The following is an 18,039-nucleotide window of genomic DNA, read 5'->3' on the forward strand; positions in this document are numbered from 1 at the left end:
CCCGGCTGGCGTAGGTCGGTTGGAATCATCAGGGGTCACGGGCTCAATGCCCGCAAGCTCCACCAGTTACGAGAAGGCGCATCCTCGGATGCGCCTTTCTTATATCCGCCTTTTTTCCACGCCGCGCCGCCATTGACGGTGAGCCGTGGCCGCGTCGGGGGCCGCATGCTGCAAAACATCAGGGACAATTCCCAAGGCTGGATCACCAAGACCATCCTGGGCGTGATCGTTGTCCTCATGGCTTTGACCGGGTTCGATCAGATCATTCGCGCAACCCACCACGAGAACGTCGCTGCTCAGGTCAACGGTGAAGACATCGGTCTGCCGGAACTGCAGCAGGCCGCGGATATGCAGCGTCGCCAGCTGATGCAGCGTCTGGGCAAGGACTTCGATTCGTCCATGCTAGACGACAAGCTGCTCAAGGACTCTGCGCTGAAGTCGCTCATTGAGCGCAAGCTGATCCTGCAGGCGGCCCAGAACGACAAGTTCGCCTTCTCCCAGCAGGCGCTGGATCAACTGATCCTGTCGACCCCTGAATTCCAGGTGGACGGCAAGTTCAGCGCCGAGCGCTTCGACCAGGTCATCCGCCAGATGGGCTATGACCGCATGCAGTTCCGCCGCATGTTCGGCGAGGAGATGCTCATCGGTCAGCTGCGCGCCGGCATCGCCGGTACCGGCTTCGTTACCGATGACGAGCTGAATGCCTTCGCCCGCCTGGAGAAGCAGACCCGCGATTTCGCCACCCTGACGCTCAAGGCCGACCCGGCCAAGAGCAAGGTCGAGGACAGCGAGATCAAGGCGTACTACGACGCCCACAGCACCGAGTTCATGACGCCCGAACAGGTCACTATCGACTACGTCGAGCTGAAGAAGTCTGCCTTCTTCGACCAGGTCGAGGTGAAGAAGGAAGACCTTGATGCCCTCTATCAGAAGGAAATCGCCGGTCTGGCCGAGCAGCGCGACGCCGCGCACATCCTGATCGAGGTGAACGACAAGCAGAACGACCAGCAGGCCAAGGCCAAGATCGACGAGATCAAGGCGCGCCTGGACAAGGGTGAAGACTTCGCCAAGCTGGCCAAGGAGCTGTCCAACGACACCGGCTCCGCCGCAAACGGTGGTGATCTCGGCTTTGCCGGTCGTGGCGTGTATGACCCGGCCTTCGAAGAGTCGCTGTATGCGCTGAAGAAGGGCGAAGTCTCCGCCCCGGTGAAGACCTCCTACGGCTGGCACCTGATCAAGCTGCTGGGCGTTGAAGCGCCGGAGGTTCCGACTTTCGACAGCCTGAAGGTCAAGCTGGAGCACGAAGCCAAGACCCAACTGGTCGAGCAGCGCTTCGTCGATGCAACCAAGCAGCTGGAAAGCTCCGCCTACGAAGCCTCCGATCTGGGCCAGCCGGCTCAGGACCTGGGCCTGAAGGTGCAGACCAGCAAGCCGTTCGGCAAAGAAGGTGGCGAGGGCGTGACCGCCAACCGCCAGGTCATCCAGACCGCCTTCAGCCCGGAAGTGCTGGAAGAGGGCGCCAACAGTGGCGCTATCGAGCTGGACCCCGACACTGCGGTCGTGCTGCGCGTGAAGGAGCACCACAAGCCTGAGCAGGAAACCCTGGAACAGGTGAGTGCCGATATCCTCAAGCGTCTGCAGGTCGAACACGCAGCCAGTGATGCCAAGGCTCGCGGCGAATCGCTGCTGGCTGGTCTGCGCGACGGCAAGATCCCGCTGACCCAGGCTCAGGACGGCCAGGACTGGAAAGTCGTGGAAGCGGCCGCCCGTGGTCAGGAAGGTGTCGACCCGGTGGTGCTGCAGAGCGTGTTCCGCATGGCTCGTCCGGAAGGTGCCGATAAGCCCAGCCTGGGTGGTGTCGCACTGCAGAACGGTGACTTCGTGCTGGTCAAGCTCAGTGGTGTCAGCGAGCCGGATGCCAAGCCGACCGAGCAGGAGAAAGCGATGTACCAGCGCTTCCTCGCCTCGCGCAGCGGTCAGGACGATTTCTCCGCGTTCCGTCGCTACCTGCAGGATCAGGCGAAGATCGAGAAGTTCGACGAAGCCAAGAAGTGATAGACAGGGGCCGCGCAAGCGGCCCTCGTTTTATCCGGGACAAGAAAAAGGCCGCATCAGCGGCCTTTTTCTTTGCCTGGGGGAAGGCTCAGTCGTCGCCCAGCGGGCCCATGGCGGTGGTGTTGAAGCCACCGTCGACATAGAGAATCTCGCCGCTGATGCCGCTGGCAAGGTCCGAGCAAAGGAAGGCGCCGGCGTTGCCGACTTCCTCGATGGTCACGTTGCGTCGCAGCGGGGTCTGGCGCTCGTTGGCGGCGAGCATCTTGCGGAAGCTCTTGATGCCTGACGCTGCCAGGGTGCGGATCGGGCCGGCGGAGATGGCGTTGACGCGGGTGCCTTCCGGGCCGAGGCTGCCGGCCAGGTAGCGCACGCCGGCTTCCAGGCTGGCCTTGGCCATGCCCATCACGTTGTAGTTGGGCATCGTGCGTTCGGCGCCCAGGTAGGAGAGGGTGAGCAGGCTGCCGTTTCGGCCCTGCATCAGCTCGCGGCCTGCCTTGGCCAGGGCGACGAAGCTGTAGGCGCTGATGTCGTGGGCGATGCGGAAGCCGTCGCGGGTGGTGACTTCGGTGAAGTCGCCGTCGAGCTGGTCGCCTGGCGCAAACCCCACCGAGTGGACGATGCAGTCCAGGCCGTCCCATTGCTTCGCCAGCGCGGCGAACACGGCTTCGATGTCTGCATCGCTGGCCACGTCGCAGGGGAAGCACAGCTCGGCGCTGGAGCCCCAGCCGGCGGCGAATTCCTCGACGCGCCCCTTGAGCTTGTCGTTCTGGTAGGTGAAGGCGAGCTCGGCGCCTTCGCGATGCATCGCCGCGGCGATGCCGGAGGCGATGGACAGCTTGCTGGCGACACCGACGATCAGTACGCGTTTACCGGCGAGAAACCCCATGTCATTGCTTCCTTGTCTGCTGCTGGCTCAGGCTTGCGTCGGTACCATGAAGGCTGCTTCCAGCAGTTGCTGTGTGTAGGCATGTTGCGGTGCGGCGAAGACTTCCTCGGCCATGCCCTGTTCGACGACCTTGCCGTGGCGGATCACCATCAGCTGGTGGCTGAGGGCTTTCACCACTGCCAGGTCGTGGCTGATGAACAGGTAGGTCAGGTTGTACTTGGCCTGCAGCCCGCGCAGCAGTTCGACGACCTGGCGTTGCACGGTGCGGTCCAGTGCCGAGGTCGGTTCGTCCAGCAGGATCAGCGCCGGCTTGAGCACCAGCGCGCGGGCGATGGCGATGCGTTGCCGCTGGCCCCCGGAAAACTCGTGGGGGTAGCGGTGGCGGGTATCCGGGTCGAGTCCGACTTCCTTGAGCGCCTCGATGATCGCCTGCTCGCGCTCCTCGGGCGTGCCCATGCCATGGATTTCCAGGCCTTCGCCAACGATCTGGCCGACCGACATGCGCGGGCTGAGGCTGCCGAACGGGTCCTGGAAGACTACCTGCATCTCGCGACGCAGGGGCCTGACTTCCGCCTGGTTCATGCCTTCGATGGCCTGACCCTCGAAGCAGATGCCGCCCTGGCTGCTGATGAGCCGGAGGATGGCCAGGCCCAGGGTCGACTTGCCCGAGCCGCTCTCGCCGACGATGCCCAGGGTCTGGCCGCGCGGCAGGCTGAAGTCAATGCCGTCCACCGCCTTGACGTGGTCGACGGTCTTGCGGAACACGCCTTTCTTGATCGGGAACCACACGCGCAGGTTGTCGACCTCCAGCAGCGGCGCACCAGGCTCGTTCTGCGCGGGGGTGCCACTGGGCTCGGCTCCGAGCAATTCGCGCGTGTAGGGGTGCTGTGGGGCCGCGAAGAGGGTGTCGCAATCGGCATGCTCGACGATGCAGCCGCGTTTCATCACGCAGACGCGATGGGCGATACGCCGGACCAGGTTGAGGTCGTGGGTGATCAGTAGCATCGCCATGCCCAGGCGCTGCTGCAGGTCACGCAGCAGGTCGAGGATCTTCAGCTGCACCGTCACGTCGAGCGCGGTGGTCGGTTCGTCGGCGATCAGCAGCTCCGGCTCGCAGGCCAGTGCCATGGCGATCATCACCCGCTGCCGCTGGCCACCGGAGAGTTCGTGCGGGTAGGCCTTGAGGCGGCTGGCGGGGTTGGGGATGCCGACCAGATCGAGCAGCTCCAGCGTACGGGCGCGGGCCTGATTGCCGTTCATGCCCTTGTGCAGCGCGAGCACTTCGCCGATCTGCTTCTCGATGGTGTGCAGCGGGTTCAGCGAGGTCATGGGTTCCTGGAACACCATGGCGATGCGGTTGCCGCGGATGCCGCGCAACTTGCGCTCGGGCAGCTTGAGCAGGTCCTTGCCGGCGTACTGGATGCTGCCGGAGGGATGGCTGGCGGTGGGGTAGGGCAGCAGGCGCAGGATGGAGTGCGCGGTGACTGACTTGCCCGAGCCGCTTTCGCCCACCAGCGCCAGGGTCTCCCCCTTGCGGATGTCGAAGTTGATGTGTTCGACCGCGCGCACCTGTTCGTCGCCGCAGAGGAAATCGACGGACAGGTCGCGGACTTCGATGAGGTTCTCGTTCTGGCTCATGTCACTTCCTCGGGTCGAAGGCATCGCGGGCGGCTTCGCCGATGAACACCAGCAGGCTCAGCATCACGGCCAGCACCACGAAGGCGGTGATGCCCAGCCAGGGTGCCTGCAGGTTGGACTTGCCCTGGGCGACCAGCTCGCCCAGCGACGGTGCGCCGGCGGGCAGGCCGAAGCCCAGGAAGTCCAGGGAGGTCAGGGTGCCGATCGCGCCGGTGAGGATGAAGGGCATGAAGGTCAGGGTGGAGATCATCGCGTTGGGCAGGATGTGGCGGAACATGATCGCTCCGTTGCGCATGCCCAGGGCGCGCGCTGCGCGCACATACTCCAGGTTGCGGCCGCGGAGGAATTCGGCGCGCACCACGTCCACCAGGCTCATCCAGGAGAACAGCAGCATGATGCCCAGCAGCCACCAGAAGCCTGGCTGCACGAAGCTGGCGAGGATGATCAGCAGGTAGAGCACCGGCAGGCCCGACCAGATTTCCAGGAAGCGCTGGCCGAGCAGGTCGATCCAGCCACCGTAGAAACCCTGCAATGCACCCACGGCGACACCGAGGATGGAGCTGAGCACGGTGAGGATGAGGGCGAACAGCACCGACACGCGGAAGCCGTAGATCACCCGCGCCATCACATCGCGCGCCTGGTCGTCGGTGCCCAGCCAGTTCTCCGCGGTGGGCGCCGAGGGTGCCGGCACCCGCAGGTCGTAGTTGATGGTGTCGTAGCTGTAGGCGATCGGCGGCCAGAGAATCCAGCCGTCCTTCTGCGCGATCTGCTCGCGCATGTACGGGCTCTTGTAGTTCGCCTCCATGGGGAACTCACCGCCGAAGGCGGTTTCCGGGTAGCGCTTGACCACCGGGAAGTACCATTCGCCGTCGTAGCGGATCGCCAGTGGCTTGTCGTTGGCTATCAGCTCGGCGCCCAGGCTGAGAACGAACAGCGTGAGGAACAGCCAGAGTGACCACCAGCCGCGCTTGTTGGCCTTGAAGCGCGTCCAGCGGCGCTGATTGATGGGAGATAGGCGCATCGGATTACTCCCGGTTCTCGAAGTCGATGCGCGGATCGACCAGCGTGTAGAGGACGTCGCTGACCAGCTTCATGATCAGGCCGAACAGGGTGAAGATGAACAGCGTGCCGAACACCACCGGGTAATCGCGGTTCAGCGCTGCCTCGAAGCTGAGCAGGCCCAGGCCGTCGAGGGAGAAGATCACCTCGATCAGCAGCGAGCCGGTGAAGAAGATGCCCAGCAGGGCCGAGGGCAGGCCGGCGATAATCAGCAGCATGGCGTTGCGGAACACATGGCCGTAGAGCACGCGGCGCTCGGTCAGGCCCTTGGCGCGGGCGGTGACCACGTACTGCTTGCCGATCTCGTCGAGGAAGCTGTTCTTGGTCAGCAGGGTGATGGTGGCGAAGTTACCGATCACCAGTGCGGTGATGGGCAGCGCGAGGTGCCAGAAGTAGTCGCGTACCTTGCCGCCCCAGGTCAGCTCGTCGAAGTTGTTGGAGGTCAGCCCGCGCAAGGGGAACCAGTCCCAGTAGCTGCCGCCGGCGAACAGCACCACCAGCAGGATGGCGAAGAGGAAGGCGGGGATGGCATAGCCGACGATGATCGCCGAGCTGGTCCAGACGTCGAAATGGCTGCCGTGGCGCACCGCCTTGGCGATGCCCAGCGGGATCGACACCAGGTACATGATCAGCGTGCTCCACAATCCGAGAGAGATGGACACGGGCAGCTTCTCGACGATCAGGTCGGTGACCTTGGCATCGCGGAAGAAGCTCTGGCCGAAGTCCAGGTGCACGTAGTTCTTGAGCATGATCCAGAAGCGCTCGGGCGCCGGTTTGTCGAAGCCGTACATGCGCTCGATTTCCTTCACCAGTTCCGGGTCCAGGCCCTGGGCGCCGCGGTAGTGCGTGCCGGCGGAGGCGACTTCACCGCCGCCGCCGGAGATGCGCCCGGTGGCGCCGCCGCTGGCGGCGTCGAAGCCTTCCAGCTTGGCGATCATCTGCTCCACCGGGCCGCCGGGGGCGGCCTGGATGATGATGAAGTTGATCAGCAGGATGCCGAACAGGGTGGGGATGATCAGCAGCAGGCGCCGCAGGATGTAGGCCAGCATCAATGGGCCCCTTGGGCGACGGCGCCGTCGGCCGGCGTTTCGCTCGTGGCATTGGTATCCGTCTTGGTCGGTACAGCCTTGTCGCGGGCTTGCCACCAGGTCTGCAGCGCGTAGCTGTAGGGCGGCAGTTTTTCCGGGTGGGCGATGCGGTTCCAGTAGGCGATGCGCCAGTTGCCCAGGTACCAGTTGGGCACCACATAGTGGCCCCAGAGCAGCGCGCGATCGAGGGCGCGGGCGTGGCGCACCAGGCTTTCGCGGGAGCCGGCGTTGATCAGGGCTTCCACCAGGGCATCGATGCCCGGATCGCGCAGGCCGATGAAGTTGCGGCTGCCGGGCTTGTCGGCGCTGCTGGAATGCCAGAACTCGCGCTGTTCGTTACCGGGCGAGCTGGACTGCGGCCAGCTGCTGACGATCATGTCGTAGTCGCGCGAGCGCAGGCGGTTGATGTATTGCGAAACGTCGACGCGGCGCAGCTGCATGTCGATGCCCAGCTCCGCGAGGTTGCGCTTGAAGGGCAGCAGCACGCGCTCGAAGTCGGCCTGGGCGAGCATGAACTCGAAGCTCAGTTGCTTGCCGTCGGGGCCGACCATCTTGTCGTTCTCGATCTTGTAGCCGGCCTCCAGCAACAACTGGTAGGCCTTGCGCTTCTGCTCGCGGATGATGCCGCTGCCGTCGCTGGTGGGCGGCACGTAGACCTGGCTGAAGACCTCTGGCGGCAGCTTGTCGCGCAGCGGCTCGAGAATCTTCAGCTCCTCGGCGTCGGGCAGCTCCCTGGCGGCCATCTCGGAGTTCTCGAAGTAGCTGCCGTCACGCAGGTAGGAGCCGAAGAACAGCTGCTTGTTGGTCCACTCGAAGTCGAACAGGTTGGTGATCGCTTCGCGCACGCGCGGGTCCTGGAACACCGGGCGGCGGATGTTGAAGGCATAAGCCTGCATGCCCCACGGGTTGCCGTTCACCGGCTCCTCACGGACGATCCGGCCGTCGCGCACGGCGGGCGAGTCGTAGGCGGTCGCCCAGTTCTTCGCAATGCGCTCGTCGTTGAAGTCGAACTGCCCGGCCTTGAAGGCTTCCAGGGCAACGGTGAGGTCGCGGTAGGACTCCACCACCACGGCGTCGAAGTTGTTGAAGCCGCGGTTCACCGGCAGCTTGTCGCCCCACCAGTCCTTGACCCTCTCGTAGCGGATCGAGCGACCGGCCTCGACCTTGGCGATGCGGTACGGGCCGCTGCCCAGTGGCGGCTCCATGTTGGTCTTGTTGAAGTCGCGGCTGGCCCACCAGTGCTTGGGCAGGATCGACAGCTGGCCGAGGATCAGCGGCAGCTCGCGGTTGTCGCCGTGCTTGAAGTCGAAGCGCACGCGCAGCTTGTCTTCGGCCACCACCTTGTCGACGTCCGCGTAGTAGTTGCGGTACATCGGGTCGCCGTCCTTCATCAGCGTCTCGAAGGTGAACACGACGTCTTCGGCGGTGACCGGTGTGCCGTCCTGGAAGCGCGCCTCGGGGCGCAGGTAGTAACGGACGAAGCGATGCTCGGGGTCCTTCTCGATCTTCTCGGCGAGCAGTCCGTATTCGGTGAAGGGCTCGTCGAGGGAGTGGAAGGTCAGGGTGTCGTAGATCAGGTTGATCTGAGGTGCGGAGTTGCCCTTGGCGATGAAGGGGTTGAGGCTGTCGAAACCGCCGAAGTCGGAGAGGCGCAGCGTGCCGCCCTTGGGCGCATCGGCATTGACGAAGTCGAAGTGCTTGAAGTTCGCCGGGTATTTCGGCGCCTCGTCATACAGGGTGATAGCGTGCTGCGGCGCGGCCTGCGCACTGCCCAGCAGTCCCAGCAACAGGCCGGCACAGAGCGCGGCGCGGCGGGGGCTTTTCATAGGGTTTTCTCCTGGTCTTTTTGCCACCAGGCTCGCAGACCCAGCGTATAGGGCGGCGTGGTGACGAAGGCGAAGCGGTTGCGATACGCCAGCCGGTGCTTGTTCAGATACCAGTTGGGAATGCTGTAGTGCTGCCACAGCAGTACCCGGTCCAGGGCGCGCGCAGCGGCTTCCTGCTGGTCGCGGTTGGTGGCGCCGAGGAGTTTCTCAAGCATCGCGTCCACCACGGGGTTGGCGATGCCCGCATAGTTCTTGCTGCCCTTCACCGCCACCTGGCTGGAATGGAAGTACTGCCATTGTTCGAGGCCGGGGCTCAGGGTCTGGGGCAGGGTCATCAGAATCATGTCGTAGTCGAACTGGTCCAGACGCTGTTTGTACTGGGCGCGGTCCACGGTGCGCAAGCTCGCATCGATGCCGATGCTGGCGAGGTTCTCGCGATACGGCTGGAGAATGCGTTCCAGACTGGGGTTGACCAGCAGGATCTCGAAGCGCAGCTGCTTGCCGTTGGCGTCCAGCAGGCGATCGCCGGAGAGCTTCCAGCCGGCTTCGCCCAATAGACCCAAAGCGTGGCGCAGGGTTTCCCGCGGGATGCCGGCGCCTTTGGTCACCGGCACGGTGAAGGGGCGTTTGAACAGTGCCTCGGGCAGCTGCGAGCGGTACGGCGAGAGCAGCAGCCACTCCTGGCCCTGCGGTACGCCGGTGGCCGCAAGGGTGCTGTTGGGGTAGTAGCTGCTGGCGCGCACGTACGCATCGTTGAACAGCGCGCGATTGGTCCATTCGAAGTCGAACATCATCCCCAGCGCCTCGCGCAGGCGGCGATCGGCGAAGGTCGCGCGGCGGGTGTTGAGGAACAGCGCCTGGGTCTGGGTGGGAATCTGGTGGGGGATTTCCACCTTCAGCACTTCGCCACGGCGAACGGCCGGGAAGCGGTAGTTGCTGCGCCAGTTCTTCGCCTGGTGTTCGATGTAGACGTCGAATTCGCCGGCCTTGAAGGCTTCGAAGGCGATACCGGCGTCACGGTAGAAGTCCACCTCGACACGGTCGAAGTTGTACTTGCCGCGATTCACCGGCAGGTCCTTGCCCCACCAGTCCTTGACCCGCTCGAACACCAGGCGCCGCCCCGGCACCACCTCGGTGATTCGGTAGGGGCCGCTGCCCAGCGGCGGTTCGAAGGTGGTGGCCTGGAAGTCGCGGCCTTTCCAGTAGTGCTGCGGCAGCACCGGCATCTCGCCCAGGCGCAGGATCAGCAGCGGGTTGTCGTGGCGCTTGAAGACGAAGCGGATGCTCTGCGGCGAGAGGATGTCGACCCGCTGCACTTCCTGCAGGTTGGTGCGGTACATCGGGTGGCCATGCTTGAGCAGGGTGCGATAGGAGAACGCCACGTCGTAGGCGGTGATCGGCTTGCCGTCGTGGAAGCGGGCTTCCGGGCGCAGGTTGAACACCACCCAGCTGCGGTCCTCGGCGTACTCCACGCTACGGGCGATCAGGCCGTAGCTGGAGGCAGGCTCGTCGCCGGACGGGTCATACAGCCCGGTCCCGATCATCAGTGGCTCGTTCAGCTCGCTGACGCCGTACTGCAGGAAGTCCGCGGTACTGACCGGCGGGCTGCCCTTGAAGGTGTAAGGATTGAGCGTGTCGAAGGTGCCCAGGCCCATCAGCCTTAGCAGGCCGCTCTTGGGCGCCTTGGGGTTGACCCAGTCGAAGTGGTCGAAGCTGGCCGGGTACTTGAGTTCGCCGAACTGGGCGTAGCCGTGGCTCTCGGTGATCTGGGCGGAGGCGGGGAGGCCCAGGAAGAGTCCCAGGAGCAGGAGAGACAAGCGACGCATCAGGCGTAGGATCCGATCCCGGCTGGCTGAAGGAGGTTAGCGTCGTACAGTAGCAGCTTGTCCTTGCTGCCAGAAGACATGCGGCCGGGGCTGTGCGCCCCGGCGCAAGGTGAAACTCAGCGGCTGGCAGTATCGAGGTACAGCGTGATGGTCTGGCCGGGCTTCAGGGCCTGGCCACTGCGCGGGTTCCAGCGTTTGATGTGCTGCATCTCGACGTTGAAGCGCTTGGCGATCAGGTACATCGAATCGCCCTGCTTGACCTTGTAGTAGGTCGCGGTGTCCTGCTTGGCCTTGCTCTTGCTGCTGGAAGCCAGCTGGGTGGCGGCGGCGCTCTGCAGCTTGAGGGTCTGGCCGGGCTTGACGCCATGGCTGTCCAGGCCGTTCCAGCGCTTGAGGTCCGCGACCTCGACGCCGTTCTTCTTGGCGATGTTCCACAGGGTGTCGCCATTCTTCACGGTGTAGCTGCGAGTAGCGACGCGGGCGCTGGCGACGGTCTTCGAGCTTTCCACCTGGGCCAGTTGACGCGGGCTCTCCGGCTCGATGGTCGGGCGGCCGGGCTGGCCGGGGATGACCAGGGTCTGGCCATTGCGCAGACGGTTGGCGCTCAGGCGGTTGGCGGCCTTGAGTTCGGCCACGCTCAGACGGTAGCGCTGGGCGATGCTGTGCAGGCTATCGCCTTTGCGCACGCGGTAATGGCCGTTGTTCGAAGCTACCAGCGGTTTGACCTGCACCGGCTCCAGGTTGGCGACGCCGGCCTTGAGCGAATCCGCCTTGGCCAGCGGCACCAGCAGGTGATGCGGGCCATCCAGGGTCACGCCACGCTTGAAGGCGGGGTTGAGCTGCTGCAGTTCGTCCTGATCCAGGTCGCCGGCCGCGGCAACCTGGGAAAGATCCAGGCCCGGCTTGACGCGGATCGAAGTGAAGTAGGGCTGGTTGGCGATCGGGCTGAGGTTGATGCCGTAGATGGTCGGGGCATTCACCAGTTGCGACAGGGCCAGCAGCTTGGGCACGTAGTCCTGGGTTTCCTGCGGCAGAGGCAGGTTCCAGTAGTCGGTGGGCAGGCCGAGGCGCTCGTTGCGCTCGATCGCGCGGCTGACGGTGCCTTCGCCGGCGTTGTAGGCGGCCAGCGCGAGCAGCCAGTCGCCGTTGAACATGTCGTGCAGGCGGTTCAGGTAGGTCAGCGCGGCATTGGTCGACGCGGTGATGTCGCGGCGGCCGTCATAGAAGTTGGTCTGGCGCAGGTTGAAGTGCGTACCGGTGCTCGGGATGAACTGCCACAGGCCAACGGCCTGGGCACGCGACACGGCCATCGGGTTGTACGAGCTCTCGATCATCGGCAATAGCGCCAGTTCCAGCGGCATGTCGCGCTCTTCCAGGCGCTCGACCACGTAATGCATGTAAGGCGCGCCGCGCTCGCTGGCGTTTTCCAGGAACGACTGGTTGCTCATGAACCACAGGCGCTGACGCTCGATACGCGGGTTGGTATTGAGCTGGTCCTGCAACTGGAAGCCGCCACGCATGCGTTCCCAGATATCGTTCTGGGCCTGGTTCCAGGCGGGATTGAACTGCACATCAATGGCGCGGGAGGCGCTGCGGGCCTGGTTGTCATTGGCGGTCTGCTGGGTCGACTGGCAGCCCGCCAGGCCCGCCGCGAGGAGGACAATAGAGACTCGGATGGCACGTGCCAATGCGTCTAGATCGGAGGTCTTTCTGGTCTTGGGCGGCATTGGCTGATGACTATGTCCGGGGCAAAAATTTCGGCGATTCTAGAAACCGAGCCTGCCCTGGTCAAGATTTCGCCAGCCTTCAGAACTGATCCTTCCAGCGGCGAATGGTCGCAAAGACCTCGTCCGGCGTGCGGATTTGCTGGCCGTTCCGCTCGTCGGCGACTTTCTTAACGGATATTTCCGACACGCGAAGGAAAGGATTCGTCGCTCGTTCCAGGGCAATGGAAGAAGGAAGGCTAATCCTGCCTTGTTCACGCCAGCGGCTGACTTCTTCGAAGCGCGCGAGGACCTCTGGATTCTCCGGTTCGACCGCACAGGCGAAACGCAGGTTGCTCAGGGTGTATTCGTGGGCGCAGTACACGGCGGTGCGGCCGGGCAGGGCGGCCAGTCGGCTCAGCGAGGCATGCATCTGCGCCGGCGTGCCTTCGAACAGGCGGCCGCAACCGGCGGCGAACAGGGTGTCGCCGCAGAACAGCAGTGGCTGGCTTTCATCGTCATGGCTGTTCGTTGCATGGAAATAGGCAATGTGGCCGAGGGTATGGCCGGGCACATGGATGACTTCGAAGCCCAGCCCCAGCACTTCGACCCGATCGCCGTCTTCCAGCGCCACGTCGCGTCCCGGAATCTTTTCCCCGGCCGGGCCCAGTACGCGGGCGCCGGTTTCCGCCTTGAGGCGGGCGACGCCGCCGACGTGGTCGGCATGGTGATGGGTGATGACGATGTCGGTCAGCTTCCAGCCGGGATGGGCCTGCAGCCATTGCTCGACCGGCGCAGCGTCACCCGGATCGACAACCGCGCATTCGCGGCGGGTCACATCCTGCAACAGCCAGAGGTAGTTGTCGGAAAAGGCGGGCAGAGCATCTATCTGTATCATGGAGGAAAAGTCGCCAAGTGGTGGGCATTGGCGCATAGTAGTGCGGATACGCACTTTTGTGTCGCGCTGTCCCACAGGGGGTAGTGATGATCGAAGAACCCTTCGCCCAGGCCGATGCCGACTGGCTCGAACTGATCGACCAGGCCCGCCACTGGCTGTCCGGGCCGATCGGCGGAATGATGCTCGCCGAAGAGCAGCAGTTGCTGATCGATGAACTGGAGCGCTATTTCGGCGGCTACCTGGTGCATTACGGGCCGCATGCGGAGCTGCCGGCCAGCGTCGGCAATATCCAGCGTGGCGTGCGCCTCGGGCCGCCGTTGCCCGGCGTGGAGATCGCCTGCGACGAGGCGGCTTGGCCGCTGGGCGAGCATGCCGCTGATGTGGTGTTGCTGCAGCATGGCCTGGATTTCTGCCTGTCGCCGCATCGCCTGTTGCGCGAAGCCGCGCGCAGCGTGCGTCCGGGCGGGCACCTGCTGGTGGTCGGGGTGAATCCCTGGAGTGCCTGGGGCATCCGCCACTACTTCGCCCGCGATGCCTTGCGCCGCGCCCGTTGCATCTCGCCGAACCGGGTCTGCGACTGGCTCAACCTGCTGGGCTTCGCGCTGGAGAAACGCCGCTTCGGGTGTTATCGTCCGCCGCTTGCATCGGCGAAATGGCAGGGTCGTCTGGCCCGCATGGAGACCTGGGGCCCCGTCCTGCAGGGCTCCGGCGCCGGCTTCTATCTATTGGTGGCGCGCAAGCTGGTGGTCGGTCTGCGGCCCCTGCGTCAGCCCCGTCGCGAGCCGCGCGGCCAACTGGTGCCGCTGCCGGTGGCCAAGGTCAGCCGCCGCGATTCCGAGTCCTGAAAGCGAGCCAAATGAGCGAAGAGAAAGTCGAGATCTACACCGACGGCGCCTGCAAGGGCAACCCGGGACCGGGTGGCTGGGGCGCCGTGCTGTTCTACAAGGGCGCCGAGCGCGAACTGTGGGGCGGCGAGGCCGAAACCACCAACAACCGCATGGAGCTGATGGCCGCCATCATGGCCCTGGCCGCACTCAAGCGGCATTGCGATGTGCGTATCGTCACCGACTCGCAGTACGTCATGCAGGGCATCACCGAGTGGATGGTCAACTGGAAGAAGCGCGGATGGAAGACCGCCGCCAAGCAGCCGGTGAAGAACGCCGACCTGTGGCAGGCGCTGGATGAGCAGGTAAACCGGCATACTGTCGAATGGCGCTGGGTACGCGGCCATACCGGCCACCCCGGCAATGAGCGCGCCGACATGCTCGCCAACCGTGGCGTGAGCGAGCTGCCGCGCTAAGCGTCCGCTCTCAGAATCAAGGTCGCCCGAAGTCATTCGGGCGCATCAATCGCAAGAAGGTTTCACACAGAATGCGCAGCGTCGTACTCGATACTGAAACGACCGGTATGCCGGTCACCGACGGCCACCGGATCATCGAGATCGGTTGCGTCGAACTCGACGGTCGCCGCCTGACCGGCCGGCATTTCCACGTCTACCTGCAGCCCGACCGCGAGATCGACGAAGGTGCGATCGCGGTCCACGGCATCACCAATGAATACGTCAAGGACATGCCGCGCTTCCGCGAAGTGGCGGATGACTTCTTCGAATTCATCAAGGGCGCCCAGCTGATCATCCACAACGCGGCGTTCGACGTTGGCTTCATCAACAACGAGTTCGCCCTGCTGGGGCAGTCCGAGCGTGCGGACGTCGCCGACTACTGCGGCATCCTCGACACCCTGCTGATGGCCCGCGAGCGCCATCCGGGCCAGCGCAACAACCTCGATGCGCTGTGCAAGCGCTATGGCGTCGACAACTCCGGCCGTGACCTGCACGGCGCATTGCTCGACGCCGAGATTCTTGCCGACGTCTACCTGGCGATGACCGGTGGCCAGACCAGCCTGTCGCTGGCTGGCAATGGTGCAGAGGGTGACGGCAGCGGCCGTGCCACGGCCTCGGCGATCCGTCGCCTGGCGGCGGACCGCGGGTTGACCCGGGTGATTCGCGCCAGCGATGCGGAGATCGAGGCGCATGTGGCGCGCCTGGCGGTGATCGAGAAATCCGCCGGTGGCCCGTCGCTGTGGGCGCAGATGGAAGCGCCGAAGGAGTGATCCTCCTAGCTACCTGAGAAAAGGCCCCTGAACCGGGGCCTTTTTCATTTCCGCAGACAGTGTAGGAGCGGGCCATGCCCGCGATCCGCCGGCAGTGCCGGCGCCGTTCTCTGCTCGGATGTTGATCCTGTAACGCTGCTTTGACTTAGGCAGTCTCGCGTCGCTCTGGCGTACGCGCGAACTCTGTGTTTCGCCCCCTCGGGCGAGTCACTTCTTCCAAACGCCGAAGAAGTAACCAAGAAGGCTTGCCCCGGACATCCGGTTTTTCGCTTAGGCGAAAAATCCCCTCGTTGAATCGAAGTTTCAGGGGCACGAACTAGGCGTCCCCCACGAAGGGCCATCCCTGGCCCATCGCGGCTCTCGCGACATCCATGTCGCTCAACCCCTGAAACTCCAATTCAACGAGGCCTCCTGAACGGGGCAGTCTGGAGTGCGCTGGCATTTCTCTGGAAGTCTTTTAGAGCCAGAGCCAGAGCCAGAGCCAGAGCCAGAGCAAAACGCTCAAGGTGAGCGCACCTGTCACCCACGCGACGTTTTATTACAGCCGTCAGCCGGGCGCATTCCCCTACAATCCGTGAGTCCATACTCTGAAAGGGATCGACGCCAGTCGTACGTCCATTCAGGGGTTCACAATGTACAAAGACTTAAAATTCCCCATCCTCATCGTTCACCGCGACATCAAGGCCGATACCGTGGCCGGCGACCGGGTGAGGGATATCGCGCGGGAACTGGAGCAGGACGGCTTCAGCATCCTGTCCACCGCCAGTTCCGCCGAGGGGCGCATCGTCGCTTCGACCCACCACGGTCTGGCCTGCATCCTGGTCGCCGCCGAGGGGGCGGGGGAGAACCAGAGGCTGCTGCAGGATGTGGTGGAGCTGATCCGCATGGCGCGGGTGCGCGCGCCACAACTGCCGATCTTTGCCCTCGGCGAGCAGATGACCATCGAGAACGCGCCGGCCGAGTCCATGGCCGACCTGCACCAGTTGCGCGGCATTCTCTATCTGTTCGAAGACACCGTGCCCTTCCTCGCTCGCCAGGTTAGCCGTGCCGCGCGCAAGTACCTGGAAGGCCTGCTGCCGCCGTTCTTCCGCGCGCTGGTGGAGCACACCGCGCAGTCCAACTACTCCTGGCACACGCCGGGCCATGGCGGCGGCGTGGCCTACCGCAAGAGCCCGGTGGGGCAGGCGTTCCACCAGTTCTTCGGAGAGAACACGCTGCGTTCGGACCTTTCCGTCTCGGTCCCCGAGCTGGGCTCGCTGCTCGACCACACCGGGCCGCTGGCCGAGGCGGAGGCCCGCGCGGCGCGCAATTTCGGCGCCGACCATACCTTCTTCGTGATCAACGGCACCTCCACGGCGAACAAGATCGTCTGGCACTCCATGGTCTGCCGCGATGACCTGGTGCTGGTGGATCGCAACTGCCACAAGTCGATCCTCCATTCGATCATCATGACCGGCGCCATCCCGCTGTACCTGACGCCGGAGCGCAACGAGCTGGGCATCATCGGGCCGATCCCGCTGTCGGAGTTCAGCCGCGAATCCATCGCCGCGAAGATCGAGGCCAGCCCGCTGGCGCGCGGCCGAGAGCCCAGGGTGCGGCTGGCGGTGGTGACCAACTCCACCTACGACGGCCTCTGCTACAACGCGCAGATGATCAAGCAGGCCCTGGGCGACAGCGTCGAGGTGCTGCATTTCGACGAAGCCTGGTACGCCTACGCGGCCTTCCACGAGTTCTATGACGGACGCTACGGCATGGGCACCAGCCGTGACGACAGCGGCCCGCTGGTGTTCACCACTCACTCCACGCATAAGATGCTCGCCGCCTTCAGCCAGGCCTCGATGATCCATGTGCAGGATGCCGGCGCGCGGCGCTTCGAGCAGGCACGCTTCAACGAAGCCTTCATGATGCACATCTCCACCTCGCCGCAGTACGGCATCATCGCCTCGCTGGACGTGGCCTCGGCGATGATGGAAGGCCCGGCGGGGCGCTCGCTGATCCAGGAAACCTTCGACGAAGCCCTGAGCTTCCGTCGCGCCCTGGCCAATGTGCAACAGAACCTCGCGGAGAACGACTGGTGGTTCTGCGTCTGGCAGCCGCCGGGCGTCGAGGGCACTGACGAGGTGAAGACCCGCGACTGGGTGCTGGAACCCAACGCCGACTGGCACGGCTTCGGCGACGCGGTGGAAGACTACGTGCTGCTCGACCCGATCAAGGTCACCCTGGCCACGCCGGGCCTCACCGCCGGCGGGCGCCTGGATTCGCGCGGGATTCCCGCCGCGGTGGTCAGCCGCTTCCTCTGGGAGCGAGGGCTGGTGGTGGAGAAGACCGGGCTGTACTCCTTCCTCGTGCTGTTCTCGATGGGCGTGACCAAGGGCAAGTGGAGCACCCTGGTCACCGAGCTGCTGGAGTTCAAGCGCAGCTACGACGCCAACCAGCCGCTGGCGGACGCGCTGCCCAGCGTCGCCCAGGCCGGCGGCGTGCGTTATGCGGGCATGGGCCTGCGCGACCTCTGCGACGAGTTGCACCGTTGCTATCGCGACCACGCCACCGCCAAGGCGATGAAGCGCATGTACACGGTGCTGCCGGAAATCGCCATGCGCCCGGCGGACGCCTACGCGCAACTGGTGCGCGGCGAGGTGGAGGCGGTGCCTATCGATCGGTTGGAGGGGCGCATCGCCGCGGTGATGCTGGTGCCATATCCGCCAGGCATTCCGCTGATCATGCCGGGCGAGCGGTTCACCGAATCCACCCGCTCCATACTGGATTACCTGGCCTTCGCGCAGAGTTTCGAACGCAATTTCCCCGGCTTCGATTCCGACGTCCATGGCCTGCAAGTGCGCGAGGTAGACGGTGAGCGGCGTTATACCGTGGAATGCTGCAAGTGACCGTCCGACTACTGACAGCAGCGACATACATCACTGTATGAAAAGTGGAACTATCCTTGTGCGCAT

General features: G+C 64.5%; 13 protein-coding genes. 5 read left to right on the top strand and 8 right to left on the bottom strand.

What is annotated here, in order from left to right; all coding sequences use genetic code 11:
- Window positions 1-165 precede the first annotated feature (165 nt).
- On the top strand, window positions 166-2,055 hold the full coding sequence (locus tag IB275_RS10770) for a SurA N-terminal domain-containing protein (protein WP_192295429.1): 1,890 nt from the start codon (window positions 166-168) through the stop codon (window positions 2,053-2,055).
- A gap of 88 nt (window positions 2,056-2,143) precedes the next feature.
- Here IB275_RS10770 and fabI read toward each other — a convergent pair whose 3' ends face one another.
- From fabI to gloB, 8 genes are all read right to left on the bottom strand, one after another.
- Window positions 2,144-2,941 carry an enoyl-ACP reductase FabI gene (gene fabI / locus IB275_RS10775; protein WP_192295430.1) on the bottom strand — a complete coding sequence of 266 codons (798 nt, stop codon included), beginning with the start codon at window positions 2,939-2,941 and terminating at the stop codon, window positions 2,144-2,146.
- 27 nt (window positions 2,942-2,968) lie between these two features.
- The gene (locus tag IB275_RS10780; protein ID WP_192295431.1) at window positions 2,969-4,579 is read right to left on the bottom strand and encodes an ABC transporter ATP-binding protein; all 1,611 of its coding nucleotides are present in this window, start codon (window positions 4,577-4,579) and stop codon (window positions 2,969-2,971) included.
- 1 nt (window position 4,580) lies between these two features.
- Window positions 4,581-5,600 (bottom strand): ABC transporter permease, encoded by a 1,020-nt coding sequence (locus tag IB275_RS10785; protein WP_192295432.1) that lies wholly within the window; start codon window positions 5,598-5,600, stop codon window positions 4,581-4,583.
- Between the two features lie 4 nt (window positions 5,601-5,604).
- Window positions 5,605-6,687: a microcin C ABC transporter permease YejB gene (locus IB275_RS10790; RefSeq protein WP_081516482.1), complete on the bottom strand. Its 1,083-nt coding sequence runs from the start codon at window positions 6,685-6,687 to the stop codon at window positions 5,605-5,607.
- The gene (locus IB275_RS10795) at window positions 6,687-8,552 is read right to left on the bottom strand and encodes an extracellular solute-binding protein (protein WP_192295433.1); all 1,866 of its coding nucleotides are present in this window, start codon (window positions 8,550-8,552) and stop codon (window positions 6,687-6,689) included. The genes IB275_RS10790 and IB275_RS10795 overlap by 1 nt, the downstream gene beginning before the upstream one ends.
- Window positions 8,549-10,378: an extracellular solute-binding protein gene (locus IB275_RS10800; RefSeq protein WP_192295434.1), complete on the bottom strand. Its 1,830-nt coding sequence runs from the start codon at window positions 10,376-10,378 to the stop codon at window positions 8,549-8,551. The genes IB275_RS10795 and IB275_RS10800 overlap by 4 nt, the downstream gene beginning before the upstream one ends.
- Before the next feature lie 116 nt (window positions 10,379-10,494).
- The gene (locus IB275_RS10805) at window positions 10,495-12,105 is read right to left on the bottom strand and encodes a LysM peptidoglycan-binding domain-containing protein (protein ID WP_192295435.1); all 1,611 of its coding nucleotides are present in this window, start codon (window positions 12,103-12,105) and stop codon (window positions 10,495-10,497) included.
- A 79-nt stretch (window positions 12,106-12,184) separates the two neighbouring features.
- On the bottom strand, window positions 12,185-12,979 hold the full coding sequence (gene gloB / locus IB275_RS10810; RefSeq protein WP_192295501.1) for a hydroxyacylglutathione hydrolase: 795 nt from the start codon (window positions 12,977-12,979) through the stop codon (window positions 12,185-12,187).
- A gap of 89 nt (window positions 12,980-13,068) precedes the next feature.
- On the opposite strand from gloB, the gene IB275_RS10815 reads away from it, so the two are divergent.
- From IB275_RS10815 to IB275_RS10830, 4 genes are all read left to right on the top strand, one after another.
- Complete coding sequence (locus tag IB275_RS10815; protein ID WP_151189651.1) at window positions 13,069-13,824, top strand: class I SAM-dependent methyltransferase; 756 nt, start codon at window positions 13,069-13,071, stop codon at window positions 13,822-13,824.
- 11 nt (window positions 13,825-13,835) lie between these two features.
- Window positions 13,836-14,279, top strand: coding sequence for a ribonuclease HI (gene rnhA / locus IB275_RS10820; RefSeq protein ID WP_024763291.1), 444 nt, complete (start codon window positions 13,836-13,838; stop codon window positions 14,277-14,279).
- A 71-nt stretch (window positions 14,280-14,350) separates the two neighbouring features.
- The gene (dnaQ, locus tag IB275_RS10825; RefSeq protein WP_081516488.1) at window positions 14,351-15,088 is read left to right on the top strand and encodes a DNA polymerase III subunit epsilon; all 738 of its coding nucleotides are present in this window, start codon (window positions 14,351-14,353) and stop codon (window positions 15,086-15,088) included.
- A gap of 632 nt (window positions 15,089-15,720) precedes the next feature.
- Window positions 15,721-17,973, top strand: coding sequence for an Orn/Lys/Arg family decarboxylase (locus tag IB275_RS10830; RefSeq protein ID WP_081516534.1), 2,253 nt, complete (start codon window positions 15,721-15,723; stop codon window positions 17,971-17,973).
- Window positions 17,974-18,039 lie beyond the last annotated feature (66 nt).

The organism is Pseudomonas sp. PDM21 (assembly GCF_014852505.2).
In the GTDB taxonomy this organism is placed as follows: Bacteria; Pseudomonadota; Gammaproteobacteria; order Pseudomonadales; family Pseudomonadaceae; genus Pseudomonas.